The organism is Chelativorans multitrophicus (assembly GCF_011317445.1).
In the GTDB taxonomy this organism is placed as follows: Bacteria; Pseudomonadota; Alphaproteobacteria; order Rhizobiales; family Rhizobiaceae; genus Chelativorans; species Chelativorans multitrophicus.
The window spans coordinates 976086-996735 of sequence record NZ_JAAAPL010000001.1 but is presented as its reverse complement, the minus strand read 5'-3'; the positions used below and the strand labels follow the sequence as shown (position 1 = coordinate 996735).

Sequence of the window (20650 nt, the reverse complement as noted above, 5' to 3'; positions counted from 1 at the left end):
AACAGCACCGGCACCTTCACCATCAGCTCGACCATCGTCAACAATGGCGGGGCGACAGGGCTCACCGTGATGGGGACGGGAACGGCCGCCGGCAAGGTCGTGCTCGGCAATGCCGCCAATACCTATGAGGGTGCCACGTGGGTCACGCGCAGTACGCTGGAGGTCGGTACGCTCGCTGATGGCGGTGTCGCCAGCAGCATCGGAATGTCGTCGGCGGATCCGCAAAATCTCGTCCTTGAGGCCAGCAGGTTCAGCTATACCGGCGGCACGGACGAAACCGATCGCGGCATGACCCTCATGCGCTCCGGCGCCGTCGCCGAGAACCTGATCCGTGTCACGCAGGCCGGCACGAATCTGACGATCGGCGGTGCGATCGTCAGCGATGACGCGGCGGGCCTGACCAAGGAAGGCGCGGGCACGCTGACGCTCACCAGCACCAGTAGCAACTACACTGGCATTACCACCGTCAGCACCGGCACGCTGGCGGCCTCATACCTCGCCAATGGCGGCGAAAACAGCAGCATCGGTGCCGCAAGTACCGATTCAGCCAATTTAGTCATCCAGAACGGCGCCACTCTCAATTATATCGGCACCGGCGCCACTGCAGCCAGCAACCGAGGCTTTACGCTGAGTGGCTTAGCCGATCTGGGAAGTGGCTTTGGCGTGGCCAACGCCGGCACCACGCTGACGATGAGCGGCGCGGTGACGGGAACCGGCAGGCTGCGCAAGGAAGGTCCCGGCACGCTCGTCCTTTCGGGGATCAACACCTATACCGGCGGCAATCTTGTCAACAGCGGCATCCTGCGGGCGGGATCCACCCAGGCTTTCGGCAACACAGCGACATGGACGACGGTGAATTCCGGTGGCACGCTGGACCTCGCCGGTTTCAACAACAGCATAGGCGGTCTTATCGGGACAGGTGCCGTGTCGCTCGGCTCCGCCACGCTTACACTCACGAACGGATACAGCTCCACTTTCTCGGGAACGATCAGCGGTACTGGCGGCCTGACGAAGGAGGGCGGCGGCACACAGACATTTTCCGGATGCGCCAACGATTATACCGGGCCGACCACAATCAACGGCGGCACGATCATCACAAACTGCATCCGCGACGGCATGGTGGCCAGCGGCATCGGCGCGTCCAGCGCGGCCTCCACGAATCTGGTGCTGGCGAGCAGCGGCGTCCTCCAATACACCGGCGGCGACGTGGCGACAGACCGCGGTTTCACGCTCCAAGGCGGCTGGGGCGTTATCGACGTTGTGCAAGCTGCCGCCGAGCTCGAGTTCGAAGGCGGCGTGGTCGGCGCGGGAAGTCTGGCCAAGCGCGGCGCCGGCACGCTGATACTTTCGGGCACGAACACCTCCACAGGTTCCACCTCCGTGGAAGCCGGCACCCTGGTCGCGGGCTCAGCCCAGGCCTTCGGTTCCGGCCTACTGTATAGTCTCGCTGGTACCCTGGTGGACACGACGGGCTTCAACAACACGGTTCAAGCCCTGAGCGACAACAACACAGCCGGCGGCGTGATCGATATCGGCGCGCGAACGCTGACGCTGAGCGCCGGCGGCGCGTCTTTCGCCGGCAAGATCACAGGCACGACCGGCGATCTCGTCAAGATTGGCGGAGGAACGCAGGTTCTTAGCGGCTGCGGGAACGATTACGAGGGTTCCACCACGATTGGCGGTGGCTGGCTCCGCGTCACCTGCATCGCGGATGGCGGCCAGGACAGCTCCATCGGTGCATCATCCAACGACGCGGCGAACCTCGTCATCGGCGCCCCGGCAAATGCCGGCCTCGAATATGTCGGCGACGGGGATACCACCGACCGCCGTTTCACCCTGGGTGCGTCGGCCGGCTATATCTACAACAACGGCACCGGAGCGCTCGAGTTCACCAACACGGCTGCCGTCGCCTTTGCCGGCACCGGCACCCGGCAGTTCCGCCTCGGCGGCTCGAACACCGCCACCAACATCATGGCCGCGCAGATCGTCAACAACGGCGCCTCGGAGACGAGCCTCGTCAAGGAGAATGCCGGCACCTGGCGCCTCACCAACACCACCAGCACCTACACCGGCATCACCACGATCCAAAATGGTGGCGTGCTGGAGGTCGTGAAGCTCGCCGATGGCGGACAGGCCAGCAGCATCGGCGCGGCTACAGCTGACAACACCCGTCTGGTCATCAACACCGGAAGCCATCTTCGCTATGTCGGCGCGGGCGACAGCACCAACCGCCTGTTCAGGCTCGGTACCGGCGCGACCTACATCGAATCCTCGGGCACCGGCGCAATCAACTTCACAGGCACGGGCGGCGGCACGATGGGTTTCGCGGGCGCCGGCGCGCGTACTCTGGCGCTGGGCGGCACCTATACCGGCGACAACATCATGGGCGTCGTCATACAGGACCAGGACGCCACCGCCGGCAAGACGACGCTTGCCAAGAACGATGCCGGCACCTGGATCCTGACCGGCAACAACACGTATACCGGAAACACCGTCATCAATGACGGCAAGCTGATCATCGGCAATGGCGGCACCACGGGCAATGTCGGCACCGGCGAGGTGATCCTCGCCTTCTCGACGGGCGTGCTCGGCTTCAACCGCAGCGACACGGTCAATTTCGCCGGAAAGATCAGCGGCCCGGGCATCATCGAGCAGATGGGCGAAGGCACGACGGTCCTCACCGCGGTGAACAGTGCCGGCACGGCGAAGATTTCCGAGGGCACGCTGCAGGTCGACGGGAGTCTGACGGCCGACACGATCGTCTTCGACGACGACGAGGCGACTACCCTTGTCGTCAATGGTTCGATACAGGGCAACGGCCTGCCGGCCGTGATCACCGGCGACGGTTCGTCCAACATCATCGAGGTCAATACCGGCGGCACGCTTACCGCAACCGGCGATCTTGCCGGCGGCAACGATGCGGTCGATGTCTCTGGCACGCTTAACACGGGCGCGGGCGTTTTGGCGCTCGGCGGCGGCAACGATACTCTGACGCTCAACGATGGCGCCACGATTGCCGGCGGGGTCACAGGCGGCGCGGGTAGCGATACGCTGCAGGCCAACAATGCTGCCACCTTGACCCTGCAGGGAAGCAGTTTTGCCGGGTTCGAGCGCCTCAACAAAACCTTGGGCGGTTTGCTCCTCCTGACCGGCAACCACAGCTACAGTGCCGGCACAACCATTTCGGCCGGTACCCTGCAGGTCGGCAATGGCGCGACAGCAGGCGCGCTGGCGACGCCGACGGTCACTAACAACGGCTCGCTCGTCTTCAACCTTGACAGCGAATACACCTTCGATGGCGTGATTTCGGGCACCGGCAACCTGCTCAAGGCCGGCACAGGCATCACGACGCTTACCGGTGACAACAGCTATGCGGGGAATACCGGCGTCAATGCCGGCACGCTCATCATCAACGGCGATCAATCCGGCGCGACCGGACCTACCACGGTTGGCTTTGCGGGAACCCTGGGCGGGACCGGCACGATCGGTGGCAGTGTCACCGTCCTCGGCGCCCTCAGCCCCGGCAATGCCGGCAGCGCGCCGGGTACTCTTGCGATCAATGGAAACCTGTCGCTGAACAGCAGTGCGGCGCTCAACTACAATTTCGGCCAGGCGGGTGTGGTCGGCGGTGCTCTAAACGACCTGATCACCGTCGGGGGCAATCTTACCCTGGACGGCACGATCAACATCACCCAGTCCTCGGGCGGCACGTTCGGTCCCGGCGTCTACCGCATCTTCAACTATGGCGGGACGCTCACCAACAATGGCCTTAATGTCGCTTCGCCCGACTATTTTGTGCAGACCGCGGTTGCCAATCAAGTCAACCTCGTCAACTCGACGGGCCTGGCGCTGAGCTTCTGGGACGGCGATGCTGGCCCGCATTCCAACAGCGCCGTCAACGGCGGCGACGGCACCTGGCGCGCCGGCAGCGACGACAACTGGACCGATAGCACCGGCATCTTCGCTGCGCCCTTCGCCAATGCGAGCTTTGCCATCTTCCAGGGCACGGCGGGAACGGTTGACGTCGACAATACCGGCGGTCAGGTCGAGGCGCTGGGCATGCAGTTCGCGTCCGGCGGCTATCTGATCGAGGGCGATGGCATCGAGCTCATCGACGACAGCTCTCAGATGGGTCTGCAGTCCGTCATCCGCGTCGGCGACGGCACCGCCGACGGGGAAGGTTATGTCGCCACCATCGCCTCGAACCTTTCCGGCGCAACCCAGCTCGTGAAGACGGATCTTGGTACGCTGGTGCTTTCGGGCACCAATACCTATACGTCCGGCACCGCCATCAACGGCGGTGTCATCGAGATCGCCTCCAACGCAAATCTCGGCGCGGCCGGCGGGGCGCTCAGCTTCGATAGCGGTACACTGCGCAATACGGCCGCTGTGGTTTCGTCCCGCGCTGTCACGCTCAATACCGGCGGCGGTACCTTCGAGGCGCTCGATACTCTCACGCTCAATGGCGCGGTCGGAGGAACCGGCGCGCTCACCAAGACCGGTGCTGGCACGCTGGTACTGGCCGGCGCCAACACCTATCAGGGTGGAACCTTCGTCAATGGCGGCAGGGTCGAGGTCTCGGCCAATGCTAATCTCGGCAACGCGGCCGGCGGGCTTACCTTCAATGGCGGCACGCTGCACACCATCGCCTCCTTCAGCGCTGCCCGAAACGTGACCCTCAATGCCGCTGGCGGCACTTTCGAGGCGCTCACGGCAACGACCCTGACGCTGACCAATACCATTAGCGGAACGGGCGCGCTGACCAAGGATGGCGCCGGCGGCCTGACGCTCACCGGCACCAATACCTATGCCGGAGGCACGACGATCAGCGCAGGCACGCTGCAGCTCGGCGATGGCGGGGAATCGGGATCTATCACCGGAAACGTCGCCAACGACGGCACGCTCGCCTTCAACCGGAGCAACAGCTATGCGTTCTCCGGCTTGATCTCGGGCAGCGGCGCAGTCGAGCAGATCGGTAGCGGCATCACAATCCTCACTGCCGGCAACAGCTATACCGGAACGACGGCTGTGCGCGCGGGAACTCTCATCATCAATGGCGACCAGACGGCGGCGACCGGCACCACGACTGTGGAAGTCGGCGGTAGCCTGGGCGGCATCGGCACCATCGGTGGCGACGTGGCCATTCTCGATGGCGGCGCTCTCAATCCCGGCGATCTCGGCGTTGCGCCTGGAACGCTCACCATCAATGGCAATCTCGATCTGGCTGCCGGTGCGACGCTCAATTATAACTTCGGGCAGGCCGGCGTCGTCGGGGGTCCTTACAATGATCTGACCATCATCGAGGGCGACCTCACGCTCGACGGCACAATAAACGTTGCCGAGACGCCCGGCGGCAATTTCGGCCCCGGCATCTATCGGGTGATCAGCTATGGCGGGACGCTGACCGATCTCGGGCTTTCCGAGAGCTCTCCAGTTCATGTGGTTCAGACTTCGATCGAAGGCCAGGTGAACCTCGTCGAGATCAGCTCGATGACCTTGAACTTCTGGGATGGCGACAGCGGTCCCAAGGACGACGATCTCGTTGCGGGCGGCAACGGCACCTGGCGGGCGGCCGGCGACGACAATTGGACCGACGAGACCGGGAATATCAACGCGGCGTTCTCAAACGGCAGCTTCGCCATTTTCGGCGGCACGGCTGGTACGGTCGATGTCGACAGCGGCAGCGGACAGGTTGCGGTCACCGGCATGCAGTTCGCCTCCGGCGGCTACCTCATACAGGGCGACGCCGTCACGCTCGACGGGGCGCAGGCGATCATCCGCGTCGGTGACGGCACGGCGCCGGGCGCAGGGTATGTCGCCACCATCACCTCCGTGCTTCAGGGTGATGCGCAACTGGTCAAGCGCGATCTCGGCACTCTCGTGCTGACGGGCACCAACACCTACACCGGCGGAACCGTTATCCGGGAAGGAACGCTGCAGTTCACCAGCGACGCAAATCTCGGCGATGCGGCCGGCGGCATTACGCTTGACGGCGGCACGCTGCAGAACACATTGGCCGAGACGACGGCCCGCAGCATCACCCTCAACGCCGCTGGCGGCACGTTGCTCACCGATGCGGACCTGACCCTTTCCGGCATTGTCGGCGGCTCCGGAGGCCTCACCAAGGCCGGCAGCGCCAATCTGACGCTGACGGGTAGCAATACTTATGCCGGCCCGACCATTGTTTCCTCCGGCGGCCTCTATGTCGAGGGCGACCAGAGTGCGGCAACCGGGCTCGTCTCCGTTGGCGGTGGTGCGACGATCGGCGGCGGTGGTACGATCGGCGGCAGCGTCACGGTCGCCGACGGGGCGACACTATCGCCCGGCGCGGCGGACGGCACGCCCGGCACGCTCGCGATTGCAGGCGACCTGACGCTCTCGGGCGGGTCGATCCTCAACTATTCCCTCGGGGAGGCAAATGTTGCGGGCGGGGCGCTCAACGATCTCGTCACCGTCGGCGGCAATCTTACCCTCGATGGCACGCTGAACGTCACCGAGACGGCCGGCGGCAGCTTTGGGCCGGGCATCTACCGCCTCTTCAATTACGCCGGCACCCTGACCAACAATGGACTCACTCTCGGGGTCATGCCGTTGGCCGGGACGTACGTCCTGACCGCTATCGCCAACCAGGTCAATCTCGTCAACACCAACGGGCTGACGCTCAATTATTGGGACGGAGCAGGAGGTCCGAAGTTCGACCGTGCCATCCAGGGCGGCGACGGCGTGTGGCAGAACTCGCTCGGCAACGACAACTGGGCCGACGGCTCCGGCGCGGTCAACGCGGCCTTCACCGACGGATCGTTTGCCATATTCTCTGGCACGGCCGGCATCGTGACGGTCGACGACAGTCTCGGCCAGGTCGTCGTCTCCGGGATTCAGTTCGCCGTCGACGGTTACGAGATCCAAGGTGACAGGATCGGCCTCGACGGACCTGTGGTCACGATCCGCGTGGGAGACGGCACGGATGCAGGCTCGGGCATGGTCGCCACCATTTCCGCCGGCCTTTCAGGCAGCTCACAGCTCGTCAAGACCGATCTCGGCACGCTGGTGCTTTCTGGAACCAATACTCACAGCGGCGGCACGGCGGTCAACGGCGGCACGTTGCAGGTCTCGGTAGATGCCAATCTCGGCGATGCCAGCGGCGCCATCAGCTTTGCCGGCGGTACGCTGCAGACGACTGCCCGCTTCGAGAGCGGGCGCTCGCTCAACATCGCCGGCACTGGGACTCTCCTGGTTGATGCCGGAACGATACTGACCTCGACTGGCGCGGTTTCCGGCGCTGGAGTGTTCACCAAGTCCGGCGCCGGCACACTGACGCTCAATGGCGACAGTTCCGCCTTTACCGGCACCACCTCGGTGGCAGGTGGCACGCTGGCCGTCAACGGAAGCCTCTGCGGCGTGATCAACGTGCGCGACGGCGGCCGGCTGCAGGGTACAGGTACCGTCTGCGATACGAACAATTTCGCGGGCGGCACTGTGGCGCCGGGCAATTCTATTGGCACGCTGACGGTCGCCGGCGATTACGCGGGCGACGGCGGCACGCTGGAGATCGAGGCCGTGCTCGGCGACGACGCCTCGCCGACCGACCGGCTCGTCGTGACCGGCGACACTTCCGGTACCAGCGAGGTCAGGGTGATCAACCTCGACGGGGCCGGTGCGCAGACGGTGGAGGGCATCAGGATCATCGATGTGGGCGGCGCCTCGAACGGCACATTCTCGCTCGACGGCGACTACGTTTTTGAAGGCCAGCAGGCTGTGGTCGGCGGTGCCTATGCATACCGCCTCTACAAGGGCGGCGTCTCGACGCCGAACGACGGCGACTGGTATCTGCGCTCGGCATCTCTGCATCCGGACGATCCAGATCCGCAGCCGCTCTATGCGCCCGGCGTGCCTCTCTATGAGGCCTATCCAGGCGTCCTGCAGAGCTTCAACGAACTCGGCACCTATCAGCAGCGGGTCGGCAACCGGTCCTGGAGCGGCGCGGACGCGCAAACGGGCTCGGCCGGCGGCAGCCCGATCTGGGCTCGCATCGAGGCAGCGCATGCGAGCGTTGATCCTGAGAGGTCTACGACCGGCACCGATTATGACGTGACGACCTGGAGACTCCAGGCAGGCATGGAAAGCATGCTCCACGAGAGCGGTGCCGGCGTCCTCATGGGCGGCGTTACCGCGCATTACGGAACTATATCATCGAATATCTCATCGAGGTTCGGCGCTGGCTCGATCAATGCCACCGGCTACGGCGTCGGGGGCACGCTCACCTGGCTCGGCAATGAAGGGTTTTATGTCGACGCTCAGGCGCAGGGCACGTGGTATGACGCCGATCTCGCTTCCGCAACGCTCGGGAGGACGCTGATCGATGGCAACGATGCCTTCGGTTACGCGCTCAGTATCGAGACAGGACAGGTGATCGAACTGAATGACGGTTGGTCGCTGACGCCGCAAGCCCAGCTCGCCCATTCCTCGGTCGATTTCGAGGACTTCATCGATCCGTACGGAGCCGCCGTTTCCCTCGAAGACGGCGACAGGCTGGTCGGCCGCTTGGGGCTCTCCGTCGATTACGAGAACGAGTTGACGCGTGCAGGCGGGCAGGTTGGCAAGGCGCATATCTATGGCATCGCCAATGTCTATTATGACTTCAGCGACGGCTCACAGGTCGATGTGTCGGGCGTGCGTGTGGTCAGCGATAACCATCCGTTGTCGGGTGGCCTCGGACTGGGCGGTTCGCTGAGCCTCGACAATGGTCGCTTCACGATCTTTGGTGAGGCGTCGGTCCGCAGCACGTTCAAGGATGCCGGCGACAATTATGGCCTGGGCGCCGAGCTCGGCTTCAATGTGAAATGGTGAGCCACGCGTCTTGAAAGCGTGCAGGCACTCACCGCAATCCATGGCCTCGAGGCGTTCACCCGTGCGTGACCGCCTCGCGCCAGCAACCAGTCCGCGCCAGACGCCGGCTGTGCTCTCGAACAACAAGAAGGATGATCGTTCGTGCTGATGAAAACCTCGCGTAAGCACTGCGCAGCGATGGCGGCAGTTTTCACAATCCTTACCGGCGGAGCGGTCGCGCAAGAGGCGAACTCGACGCCTGGCGAGATTTCGTCGCTGCCCGGCGGCGCCTCTTCACTCCAGGAAACCTATCAGGACTGGAGCCTTGCCTGTCAGAGCGCGCCGCAAAAGGTTTGCGTCATATCCCAGCAGCAGGTTCAGCCGAATGGTCAGCGCGTGCTGGCGATCGAACTGCGTAGCGGCGGCGAAGGCTCCCTCTCGGGCAATCTCGTGCTTCCGTTCGGGTTGATGCTGGATGCGGGTGCGGTTTTCCAGATTGACGAGGCGGCTCAGCAGGAGGCTCGGCCTTTCCTTACATGTCTCCCGGTGGGCTGCGTGGTTCCGCTCGATTTGGACGCTGATGCGGTCGCGGCACTTCGCGCCGGCGGGAAGCTGCAGGTGAGGGTGCAGACTGCGGATGCAGCCGAAGTTGTATTCCCGATCTCCTTGATTGGCCTGGGGGATGCCGCTGATCGGCTCGAGGCACTGCAGGACGCCGGGAGCAACTGACATGCAGGAACCGACAACACTTTCTGAAACCTATGAGGCGTGGACCGTGCAGTCCGTCAAGGCGGGTGAGGGCGCGCGACGGATGTGCCGGATGTCCCAGGAACTGATCCAGCCGGAAACGCGCCAGCGTGTGCTTCTGTTCGCGATCACGAAGGGAGAGCAGGAGGGGCCAAACGCAACACTGGTCATGCCGTTCGGGCTGCTCCTATCCGAAGGCTTCCGCATCGAGATCGCCGGACAGGAGATTTTGCGCGGAGCCTACCGAACCTGCCTGCCGGATGGCTGCGTGGCTGAGATCGACCTTGCGGACGCTGCCTTGGAAGCATTGGAGTCCGCCGCCGCCGCGAGCGTTCTGATGACCGCCAACAACGGCCAACCGGTGCGGGCCGATATCTCGCTCAGGGGCTTTAAACCCGCATACCGCAGACTGACGGAGCTTGCGGCGGGTTGAAGCGATTTGGCGTGGCTTTCCGCCACGGCCATTGACGATCTCTGAACCACCTCTCCGCCAAACCTCTCGCCATGCGCCTATCTGAGGCCTCTTCGGGCACAGCTTCCGCCGTGCCCGCTTGCCGTCACTTCTCTGCGCAGATCGAGCGGGCCACGATCATGCGCATGATCTCGTTCGTGCCCTCAAGAATTTGATGCACGCGCAGATCGCGCACGATCTTCTCCATGCCGTATTCGGCGAGATAGCCATAGCCGCCATGCAGCTGCAAAGCCTTGTTGGCCACCTCGAAGCAGCGGTCCGTCACCAGGCGCTTGGCCATGGCGCAGAGCCGCGTTGCGTCCGGCGCCTTCCTCTCCAGCGCCTCGGCCGCACGCCACAGAAAGGTGCGGCAGGCCTCCAGCTCCGTCGCCATGTCGGCCAGATGAAACTGCAGGGCCTGGAAATTTATGAGTGCCTGCCCGAAGGCACGGCGCTCGCGCATATAGGCCACCGCCTTCTCGAATGCCGCCTGTGCGCCGCCGAGCGAAGCCGCCGCGATATTCAGGCGGCCGCCATCAAGGCCTGCCATGGCGATCTTGAAGCCATCCCCTTCCGCGCCGAGGCGGTTGGCGACGGGAACGCGCGCGCCGTCCAGGACGACGGCCCGCGTCGGCTGGGCGTTCCACCCCATCTTGTGCTCGTTGGCGCCGAAGGATAGGCCCGGCGTATCGGCCGGGATTACCAGCGCCGAGATCCCTTTGGGGCCGTCGCCGCCTGTGCGCACCATGACGATGTAGACGCCCGCGGCCCCAGCTCCAGAGATGAACTGCTTCTGACCGGTCACGACATAATCGTCGCCGTCGCGGATCGCCCGTGTCGTCAAGGCTGCGGCATCCGAGCCCGAGCCTGGCTCGGTAAGGCAATAGCTGCCGAGGCACTCCATCGCGATCATTTGGGGCAACCAGCGCCGGCGCTGCTCGTCATTGCCGAAGCAGTCGATCATCCAGGCGCACATGTTATGGATGGAGATATAGGCCGCGATTGAGGGGCAGCCGGTCGCCAGCGCCTCGATGGTGATAACGGATTCCACCCGGCCGAGCCCGGTGCCGCCGCTCGCCTCCGCGACATAGATGCCGCCCATCCCAAGCGCGCCGGCCTTGCGCAGCGTCTCCAGCGGAAAATGCTTGTCGCGATCCCACTGGATCGCAAAAGGGGCAAGCTCCTCGTCAGCGAAGGACCGCGCCGTTTCGGCGACGGCGACCTGCTCCTCGCTCAGATCGAAATCCATATCGTCGTCCCTAGGCCGGGTCCGCCCTTCGGGCTATCGCCCATGGTAACTACGCACGGCAACATCGGCAATTCCATACGATAGCCGTGCAGCAATTCACATTAATTCCAACGGCGGCATCGTGGTCCCATCCACTCTCCAGCCGGATATATGCTCACATCCACAAAGGCGTGGTCAGCAACTAGACTATCGGAGCGATTGGCTAGGCCGGAAAGAGCATATCTGCCTCTGTCAAATCGGGCTGCGGCTGCTTGCGTATCTGACGGCGCCACGCTTCCGGCGTTACCCCTTCGCGTTGCCGGAATACCTGGATCAGATGCGACAGATCGCAAAATCCGGTCGCGGCCGCGATGTCCGTCACGGACCTGCTTGATCTGCCGAGCAGGAAGCGGGCCTGTGTTAATCTTACCCGCAGAAACGCCTCGCTCGGGGTCAGCCCGAGCGCATTGTTGAAATGGCGCTCGAGCTTGCGGCGACTGACGCCGAGGCGCGCGGCGACAGTCGAAATCGTCGGCGGGTTATCGAGGTTTTGCTGCAGGTGTGACAACGCCTTGCGCACCAGAACATCCTGCGTCTTCAGTTCCAGCGGCAGGCCAGGCTGGGGATCCTCGGCCGCCATCGCCTCGTCGATGATCATTATGTGCAGGCTCTTGCGCGCGGCCGAGCGGCCGATGTGCCGATCCACCAGGAAAGCCGCCAGGTGGGCGGAGCTGGCACCGCCCGAACAGGTTAGCCGCTCACGGTCCACCACGAAGATCTGGTCGGAAACCGGGACCAGCCCATCGAACTGTTCTAGAAAATCATGGTGGTGGAACCAGCTCACGCAACACCGGTAGCCCTGCATTAGTCCGGCGCGGTGGAGGATGAAGGCGCCGGTGCACACCCCCACGAGGGGCACGCCTGCCTCCGCCGCGCGGCGCAGGAAAACGATGTATTCCGGGTCGAGATTTTCGATCTCCTTGATCAATCCGCCCACGACGACGATGTAGTCAAATCGCGTCGGATCGCCCAGGTGCTCGTCCGGTGTGACGGCGATGCCGCAGCTCGAGGCGACCGGGCTCATGGTGGCCGAGAGCACTTTCCAGCTGCAGTGGATTGGGCGAGAACGGTCCCCTTCGTCCGCGGCCAGCCGCAACACATCAACAAAATTGGCGAAGGCCGATAGCGTGAACCGGCGCGCTAGGACAAAGCCGATGCGCAAGCGTGGGCGGCTACCGGGCTGCGGATTTTCATCGTATCGCTGCATGGCGCAATAATAACGCCAGTTTGACGCAATGATCCAGTCTTCCGCGCGCTCTTTTGCATAGGGTGCAAGCACGGCAGTTTCTGCCGCAAGGAAGGCGCCATGACCCGTTTTTCCGCCCTGTCGATTTTGAAGAATGCGCTGATCGGCAACACCGGTTGGAGGGAGCAATGGCCCGAATCCCAGCCGAAAGCGGAATATGATGTCGTGATCGTCGGCGCAGGCGGGCATGGGCTGGGCGCGGCCTATTACCTGGCCAAGGAGCATGGGATCACCAATGTCGCGGTGATCGACAAAGGCTGGCTCGGCGGCGGGAATACAGGACGCAACACGACCATCATCCGTTCCAACTACCTCTATGACGAAAGCGCCCGGCTTTATGACCATGCGCTCGATTTGTGGGACGGGCTGAGCCAGGAATTGAATTACAACGTCATGTACTCGAAGCGCGGCGTGATGATGCTGGCGCATAACGTGCATGATGTTCAGAGTTTTCAGCGGCATATCCACTCGAACCGCCTCAACGGCGTCGACAACCGTTGGCTCACCCCCGAAGAGGCGAAGGCATATTGCCCGCCGCTCAACATCTCGAAGAGCGCGCGTTACCCGGTTATGGGTGCAGCGCTGCAGAAGCGTGCGGGCACCGCACGGCATGACGCGGTTGCCTGGGGTTATGCGCGCGGCGCTGCGATGCGTGGCGTGGATATTATCCAGAACTGCCCGGTTACCGCTATCCGCCGCGGCCCGGATGGGCGGGTGACCGGCGTGGAGACTGCGAAGGGCTTCATCAGGGCCAAGAAGGTGGGCGTTTCGGCCGCGAGCAACACCACGGTTGTCATGGACAGTGCGGGGGTGAGGCTGCCGATCGAGAGCTTCCCGTTGCAGGCGCTCGTTTCAGAACCTGTGAAGCCAATCTTCCCTTGTGTCGTGATGTCGAACACGGTGCACGCCTATATCAGCCAGTCCGACAAGGGCGAGCTGGTGATTGGTTCGGGTACCGACCAGTACACCAGCTATTCGCAGCGCGGCGGCCTTCCGCTGATCGAACATACGATTGCGGCGATCTGCGAGATTTTCCCGATCTTCACCCGCATGCGGATGCTGCGCAACTGGGGCGGCATCGTTGATGTGACGCCCGATCGCTCGCCGATCCTTGGCAAGACGCCGGTGCCAGGGCTCTATGTCAACTGTGGTTGGGGCACGGGCGGATTCAAGGCCACGCCTGGGTCCGCGCATGTGTTTGCCTGGACCATCGCCAAGGACGAGCCGCACCCGGTCAACGCGCCGTTCACGCTCGAACGCTTCCGCGCCGGTCGCCTCATCGATGAAGCCGCTGCGGCGGCCGTTGCCCATTGAGGACACCATGCTGCTCATTCACTGCCCCTATTGCGACGAGACCCTGCCCGAGCTGGAATTCACCTATGCCGGTGAGGCCCACATTGCCCGGCCCGCAAATCCTTCCGAAGCGAGCGACGAGGACTGGGAGAAGTTCCTGTTCATCCGCACCAATGCGCGAGGCCCTCATTTCGAGCGCTGGCGGCATATCCACGGATGCGGCCGCTTCTTCAACGCGCTGCGTGACACCGTAAGCGACAAGTTCCTGGCCACATACAGGGCCGGCGCGCCTAGGCCTGATCTGGACTCTGTAAAAAAGGCCGCAGAATGAATAGCTTGCGCGTTCCCGGCCGTGGCCGCGTAGACCATTCCCAGCCGGTGAAATTCACCTTTGATGGCAGGATTGTCGAGGGGCGCGTGGGTGATACCGTCGCCTCGGCTCTGTTGGCGAATGGCGTGCACCTTATGGGCCGGTCATTCAAGTATCACCGTCCGCGCGGCCCGGTTACCGCGGGTTCGGAAGAACCAAATGCGCTCATCGGCACCAGCCGGGGTCCTGGCCGGTTTGAGCCCAACACCCGCGCAACCATGCAGGAAATTTGGGAAGGACTTGAAGCCACGAGCCAGAACAAGTTCCCGAGCCTAGCATTCGACTTGGGCGCGGTGAACGATTGGTTCTACATGCTGTATTCGGCGGGTTTCTACTACAAAACCTTCATGTGGCCGAAGTCCTTTTGGGATAAGGTTTATGAGCCATTCATCCGCGCGGCGGCGGGCCTGGGCGTGTCGCCGACCGAAGAAGATCCGGACACCTACGCGTCGCGCTATCTGCACACCGATGTGCTGATTGTCGGTGCGGGGCCGGCGGGTCTGGCGGCGGCTCTCTCGACGGCAAAAGCGGGCCTGCGGGTGACGCTGGTCGACGAGAACGCAGAAGCCGGAGGAACGCTTCTGAGCGAGCCTCAGGCAGAGATCGACGGAACCCCCGCCTGGAACTGGCTTGCGGCGACGCTCAAGGAACTTGAAGGCCTTGGCGTGCGCATCATGACGCGCACCACCGCAATCGGCTATTACCACCAGAATATGGTCGGGCTGTGCCAGAAGCTGACCGATCATTTGCAGTCTCCGCGGAAGGGCATGCCGCGCGAGAGGCTTTGGCGGGTGAGGGCAGGGCAGGTCATTCTGGCGCAAGGCGCGCTGGAAAAGCCGCTGGTCTTCGACGGTAACGACCGGCCGGGCGTGATGCTGGCGGGCAGCGCACAGATCTATCTCAATCGATATGGCGTGCGTGTCGGGGAGAGGGCTGTCGTGGCAACGAGCCATGACAGCGCATGGTATGCCGCCTTCGATCTTGCGGATGTCGGGACGAAAATCGAAGCGATCGTGGATACCCGCGCCAAGATCCGTGAGGATCTGATCTCCGAAGCGCGGTCCCGCGGTATCGCGGTGCTGACGAGCCATACGGTCACCGGCACGAAAGGGCGGCTGCGCGTGCAGGGCGTGCGGGTGAATCCGGTCACGGGAGGCCGCGTCGGCCCCGCGCGGTGGCTTCCCTGCGACTGCCTGCTGATGTCGGGCGGCTGGACGCCGTCACTGCACCTGTTCTCGCACACCAAGGGTACGCTTCGGTGGGATGAAGAACGGCAGATCTTTCTGCCGGACCGTAAGACAGAAGCTTGCGAGATCGCTGGGGCTGGGCGTGGGCTTTGGGGTATTGAGGCAGCGCTCAACGACGGTGCCGTTATGGACGCGGCAGCCGCCCGCGAACATCGTCGTGAGCCGACCACCGCCCGTTATACGGTCAAGCACGACCGATGCGGTAGCGGCGCTTCTCACACGGAATTGCCGACCGACCGCAGCCCCGGCCGTGCTCGCGCCTTTGTCGACTTTCAGAACGACGTGACAGCTAAGGATCTGCGCCTCGCAGTGCGCGAAGGAATGCGTTCGATCGAGCACGTCAAGCGCTACACGACAAACGGCATGGCCACAGATCAGGGCAAGATGTCCAATATCAACGGCCTCAATATTGCTGCCGATGCGCTCGGAAAACGGCAGCCGGAGGTAGGGCTAACCACTTTCCGCCCGCCCTATACGCCCACCACGTTCGGCGCATTGGCCGGCTATCATCGAGGCGGGCATTTTGAGGTGACGCGCAAGACGCCGATCGATGGTTGGGCAGAGCAACATGGCGCGGTGTTCGAACCGGTCGGCCTGTGGCGGCGCGCGTGCTATTTCCCCAAGCCCGGTGAAGATATGCATGCGGCTGTGGGCCGAGAATGCCGCACGACGCGGGCTTCTGTGGGCATGTTCGATGCCTCGACACTTGGCAAGATCGAGGTCGTGGGGCCCGATGCCGTTACCTTTATGGAGCGGATATACACCAATCCCTGGGCCAAGCTCGGCATTGGCCGTTGCCGCTATGGTCTGCTCCTGGGCGAAGACGGCTATATCCGCGATGACGGCGTGATCGGGCGTCTCGCGGAGGATCGCTTCCACGTCACCACCACCACGGGCGGCGCGGCGCGGGTTCTGAACATGATGGAGGACTACCTCCAGACCGAATGGCCGGACCTCAAGGTCTGGCTGACCTCGACGACCGAGCAGTGGGCGGTGATTGCCTTGAATGGCCCGAACGCTCGCAAGCTGCTCGCGCCATTCGTCGGCGGGCTGGACATTTCAGACGCGGCGTTCCCGCATATGTCGGCTGCGGAGTGCGCGGTTGCAGGCTTCCCGGCGCGGCTGTTCCGCGTGAGCTTCACCGGCGAGCTTGGCTTCGAAATCAACGTACCGGCCCGCTATGGACGGTTGCTTTGGGAAAAGCTCTGGGAGGCAGGTCAGCAATACCAAATCTGCGCCTATGGCACCGAGACGATGCACGTTCTTCGTGCCGAAAAGGGGTACATCATCGTGGGCCAGGATACGGATGGCACGGTCACGCCGCATGACGCGGGGATCAGCTGGGCAATCGGCAAGGCAAAGCCGGATTTCATCGGCAAGCGCGGGCTCCAGCGGGCCGATCTTGTGGCCGAGGGCCGCAAGCAACTGGTCGGTCTGCTGACGGAAGATGGTAAGACCAAGCTGGAGGAGGGTGCGCAGATCGTGCTCGACCCAAATCAGCCCATTCCGATGAAAATGGTCGGCCACGTCACCTCGTCCTACCACAGCGATGCGGTAGGCAGGCCGATTGCCCTGGCACTGATCGAGGGCGGGTACAGCCGGATGGGCGAGTCGGTTTTCGTGCCCATGCCCGGCCGCGTCATCAAGGCCGAAGTCACGGGAACTGTCTTCTATGACCCCGCCGGCGAACGGCTGAAACTTTAGGAGGCGGCATGACGATTGATACGCTCACTCCGGGAGTAATCGCGCAGACGAGCGCCGCGACGGTGTCCTTGCTACCTCTCCTCGCGCGTTTCTCGCTGCGCGTCGGCGAAACCGAACGGGCGGCGCTTGCCAAAGCGATTGGGCTTGATCTTCCATTGAAGACAGGCGCCCGTGCGAAGGCGGGCGGCGTTGAAGTCCTCTGCCTCGGCCCCGATGAATGGGTGCTCATCACCGACGATGCGCCGCGTCTCCGCGACGCCTGCGCCGGCATTCAGCGGCAAGCGCCGCACAGCCTCGTCGAGATTTCTGACCGTGAGCTTAGCTTTCTCATCGAGGGACCAAAAGCCGCGGAACTTCTTACGCTTGGCTGCCCGCGAAACATCGACCGCATCGCCGATGGCGAGGGCCGGCGGACGGTGTTTGACGGCGCGACGGTCATCCTGTGGCGCGACGGCGCAAACCGCTTCCGCTTCGATGTGTCGCGTTCCTTCGCCCCGCATATCGTCGCGCTTCTCGAAACCGGCTGTGCCGAATTGGGCGCAGAATACTCTGATTGAGGCGGGCAATGCCGACGTCGCTGCCGCTGCGCGTCGGAAGCTGGCGGGCGTTTTTCCGCGCACGCGGCGTTCGACCGTTCGCCCGGACACCCGATTGGCGGGCGAACGAGCCTCGCCTTCAGCCCCGTATCAAGAAGTGTATAAATTGGCTGGCCTATCGATGTCTGGCCGTGGGTGACCGATATGTTCTCAAGCTGGCGACTTGGGCTTCAATGACGAGCTAAAAAGTCCATTATTTAGCCGGCTTTTTTTCTTGTATCGGCTAGTATAGTTGTTTTAGCAATATCAACGGCAAAAAAATCAAGGGGAGCGATGCCTTCCGCGCGCATTACATTCGCTGGATTTCATGTCTTCTTCTGCCGCGGTGGACAGTATCAAGAGCATAGGGTCGAGCACCTTCACTTAACGGACAGCCGGCTCTGCGGTGGCAATGCAGGCTTTAGTTCCGCAGTTGCATCCGCTCATTATTGGAAGGTAGATTATTCGAAGGTGGAACTTTCTGTTTAGTGAGATCAACCTGATGGCCTAGGCCATTCAGCCTGATGGTCAAAGAGTAGAAAGAAGATCATATGCGGCGGTAGGAGCGGATCAGCCCGTTCATGTCCGAGCTATTAGGGCCAGTATGACCGACAAAAATCTCAATCTTGCAACGGAGATCCGAGTAGCCTTGGGCCTTATTGCTGCATTCGCCGCAGCGGGGGCTATTGCCGTCTCGGTTGTCGCGTCTCTCAGGACCGATCAGGATGCAATTCTGAAACAGGAGCAGCTGACCCGGCACGCGCTTGAGGAACAGATTGAGGCCGTGCCGCGGGACCAGCGCAGCGTTACCGTCTGGGATGAGGCCGTTGTTCATTCGCGCGAGAACGATCAGCGTTGGATGGCGGAATATCTCGGCAAATGGATATACGACTATTTCGGCCATCAGCGCGCCTATGTTCTCGACGACCAAGGACATCTCATTTACGCCATGCTTGACGGCAAGACGGTCTCACCGCCGTCCTTCGGCAACGAAATCGCGGAGGCTACGGAAATTGCCTCCAGCCTCCGGCGAAGGCTGATAGCACGGCGCTCTGCGGGCGATCAGGCCGAGCCGATCAAAAGCGTTGTGGAAACGCGCGTGATCGACCTGAACGGCGCCCCAGCGATCCTGAGCATGCAGCCGATCATCCCGTCGACCAATCGTTTGACCGTACCGGCGGGCGAGGAATATCTCTATGCTTCCGTCAATATGGTGGATAGCGCGCTCGCCGAGGAGATCGGTCACCATGTCCTACTCCAGGGCATGCGCTTCGATTCGTCTGCACCGAAGGGTTACCGTCAGGCGAGTGTTCCCGTGACCGGTTCTACAGGCGAGGTTTTGGGCTATCTGATATGGGAGGCCGACAGGCCGGGGCTCCATCTGCTCAAGCAGGTGCTCCCGGCTTGCCTTATTGCCCTTTTTGCTGTGGGCGGGATTGCGCTTTTCCTTGGCCGCAAGCTGCGCCGCGCTTCTCTCGCGCTTCATGCGAGCGAGCGCCGCGCCCGGCATCTCGCATCCCATGATGTTCTCACGCGCCTGCCGAACCGGGCCTTCTTCGAAAAGAAGCTGGATAGGGTGATCGACACGGTTCAAGCCGGCCACGGCGAGGCGGCGCTGCTCTTCCTTGACCTGGATCGTTTCAAAAACGTCAACGACACTCTTGGTCACCGGGCCGGCGATGAGCTGGTGCGGGAAACGGCTGTGAGGCTGAGCACGGCGATCGGCAATGCCGGCGTCGTTGCACGCATAGGCGGCGACGAGTTCGGTATGGTGATCCTGCGGAGGAGTGGGGCCCGGGAAGCGGCGATCGAGCTTTCTGAAAGACTGCTCCAGGCACTGAAGGTCCCCTTCGTCATCAGCGGCGAGCCCGTGCACGTTGGCGTCAGCATCGGCGTAGCCCTTGCCCCTGAAGCGGGCAGCGAGCGTCAGGACCTCCTGCGCAAGGCCGACATCGCGCTTTATGACGCCAAGAAGCGCGGCCGCGGCTGTTACCAGATCTTCTCGGAGGCAATGGGCGATATTCTCAAGCAGCGCCGCCAGGTGGAGGCTGACCTGCGCAACGCACTGGCAAACGGAGAGGAACTGCAGCTCTTCTACCAGCCGCTCTATTCCGATGCGAGCGAGATTACCGGGGCTGAAGCGCTTCTGCGCTGGAAGCACCCGGTCCACGGCTCAATGTCGCCGGTGTTTCTGATCTCGGTGGCTGAGGAATCCGGCATGATCATGCAGCTCGGCGATTGGGTCTTGCGGGAAGCCTGCAGAATGGCCGTCAAAGCCGATATCCCCTTGATGTCGGTGAACGTGTCGGCGGTGCAGCTTCGCGATGAGCACTTCGCAGAGCGGTGCCTGGCGATCATCCGCCAGGAGAACGTAGCGCCGGAACGGATTCAGCTCGAGGTCACAGAAACCGTGCTGATCGAAAATCCGGACCTTACCGTCAGGATCTTCGAAACGCTGCGTGAAGCGGGCATCCGCATCGCGATCGACGATTTCGGCACCGGCTACTCTTCGATGAGCTATCTCCGCAACTATCCGGTCGACCGGCTCAAGATTGACCGTTCGTTCGTGCAGGCTCTTTCGGAAAGCAAGCAGGGACGTGCAATCGTTGGAGCCATGCTCGACATTGCGCGGGCGCTGGAGCTGGACGTGGTCGCCGAGGGCGTGGAGACAGTGGACCAGTGCAAGGTTCTGCGCTCACTCGGCTGCCGCGAGATGCAAGGCTATCTCTTCTCGCGCCCCCTCGAGCCGCTGCAGTTCCTGCACTCCCTGAAGCGCCCCGTTCCCTTGACCGCCTAGAAAGCTATTCGCGGGCGTCGGGAAGTAACGTTTTGGAAAGGTTGAAGCAGGTCCAGTGCTGAAATATGGGAACTACGCCCGTTACTAGTGCTTTTTCTGAAGGAGG

The 20650-nt window shown here is 62.9% G+C and carries 10 protein-coding genes; 8 read left to right on the top strand and 2 right to left on the bottom strand.

The features are described 5' to 3' along the window. Positions 1 to 69: 69 nt before the first annotated feature. The 3 genes from GNP00_RS23275 (at position 70) to GNP00_RS04875 (ending at position 10006) form a co-directional block, all read left to right on the top strand. On the top strand, positions 70 to 8847 hold the full coding sequence (locus GNP00_RS23275; protein ID WP_049764636.1) for an autotransporter-associated beta strand repeat-containing protein: 8778 nt from the start codon (positions 70 to 72) through the stop codon (positions 8845 to 8847). Between the two features lie 147 nt (positions 8848 to 8994). After that, positions 8995 to 9555 carry an invasion associated locus B family protein gene (locus tag GNP00_RS04880; RefSeq protein ID WP_011579930.1) on the top strand — a complete coding sequence of 187 codons (561 nt, stop codon included), beginning with the start codon at positions 8995 to 8997 and terminating at the stop codon, positions 9553 to 9555. Position 9556: 1 nt separating this feature from the next. Beyond that, positions 9557 to 10006, top strand: coding sequence for an invasion associated locus B family protein (locus tag GNP00_RS04875; RefSeq protein ID WP_011579931.1), 450 nt, complete (start codon positions 9557 to 9559; stop codon positions 10004 to 10006). 124 nt (positions 10007 to 10130) lie between these two features. Here the strand turns inward: GNP00_RS04875 and GNP00_RS04870 are convergent, their stop codons facing one another. Both GNP00_RS04870 and GNP00_RS04865 read right to left on the bottom strand, forming a co-directional pair. Beyond that, on the bottom strand, positions 10131 to 11273 hold the full coding sequence (locus tag GNP00_RS04870) for an acyl-CoA dehydrogenase family protein (protein WP_011579932.1): 1143 nt from the start codon (positions 11271 to 11273) through the stop codon (positions 10131 to 10133). A gap of 202 nt (positions 11274 to 11475) precedes the next feature. After that, a complete protein-coding gene (locus GNP00_RS04865) occupies positions 11476 to 12519 on the bottom strand; it encodes a GlxA family transcriptional regulator (protein ID WP_011579933.1) in 1044 nt (347 codons plus the stop codon). A gap of 99 nt (positions 12520 to 12618) precedes the next feature. Here GNP00_RS04865 and GNP00_RS04860 point away from each other — a divergent pair, with 99 nt between their 5' ends. The 5 genes from GNP00_RS04860 (at position 12619) to GNP00_RS04840 (ending at position 20544) form a co-directional block, all read left to right on the top strand. After that, positions 12619 to 13872, top strand: a complete 1254-nt coding sequence (locus GNP00_RS04860; RefSeq protein WP_011579934.1) for a sarcosine oxidase subunit beta family protein — start codon at positions 12619 to 12621, stop codon at positions 13870 to 13872. A gap of 7 nt (positions 13873 to 13879) precedes the next feature. Then, positions 13880 to 14182, top strand: coding sequence for a sarcosine oxidase subunit delta (locus GNP00_RS04855; protein WP_011579935.1), 303 nt, complete (start codon positions 13880 to 13882; stop codon positions 14180 to 14182). Further along, positions 14179 to 17172 carry a sarcosine oxidase subunit alpha gene (locus tag GNP00_RS04850; RefSeq protein WP_011579936.1) on the top strand — a complete coding sequence of 998 codons (2994 nt, stop codon included), beginning with the start codon at positions 14179 to 14181 and terminating at the stop codon, positions 17170 to 17172. The genes GNP00_RS04855 and GNP00_RS04850 overlap by 4 nt, the downstream gene beginning before the upstream one ends. A gap of 8 nt (positions 17173 to 17180) precedes the next feature. Then, positions 17181 to 17729 carry a sarcosine oxidase subunit gamma gene (locus tag GNP00_RS04845; RefSeq protein ID WP_011579937.1) on the top strand — a complete coding sequence of 183 codons (549 nt, stop codon included), beginning with the start codon at positions 17181 to 17183 and terminating at the stop codon, positions 17727 to 17729. Between the two features lie 622 nt (positions 17730 to 18351). Next, complete coding sequence (locus tag GNP00_RS04840; protein ID WP_011579938.1) at positions 18352 to 20544, top strand: putative bifunctional diguanylate cyclase/phosphodiesterase; 2193 nt, start codon at positions 18352 to 18354, stop codon at positions 20542 to 20544. Positions 20545 to 20650: the final 106 nt, after the last annotated feature.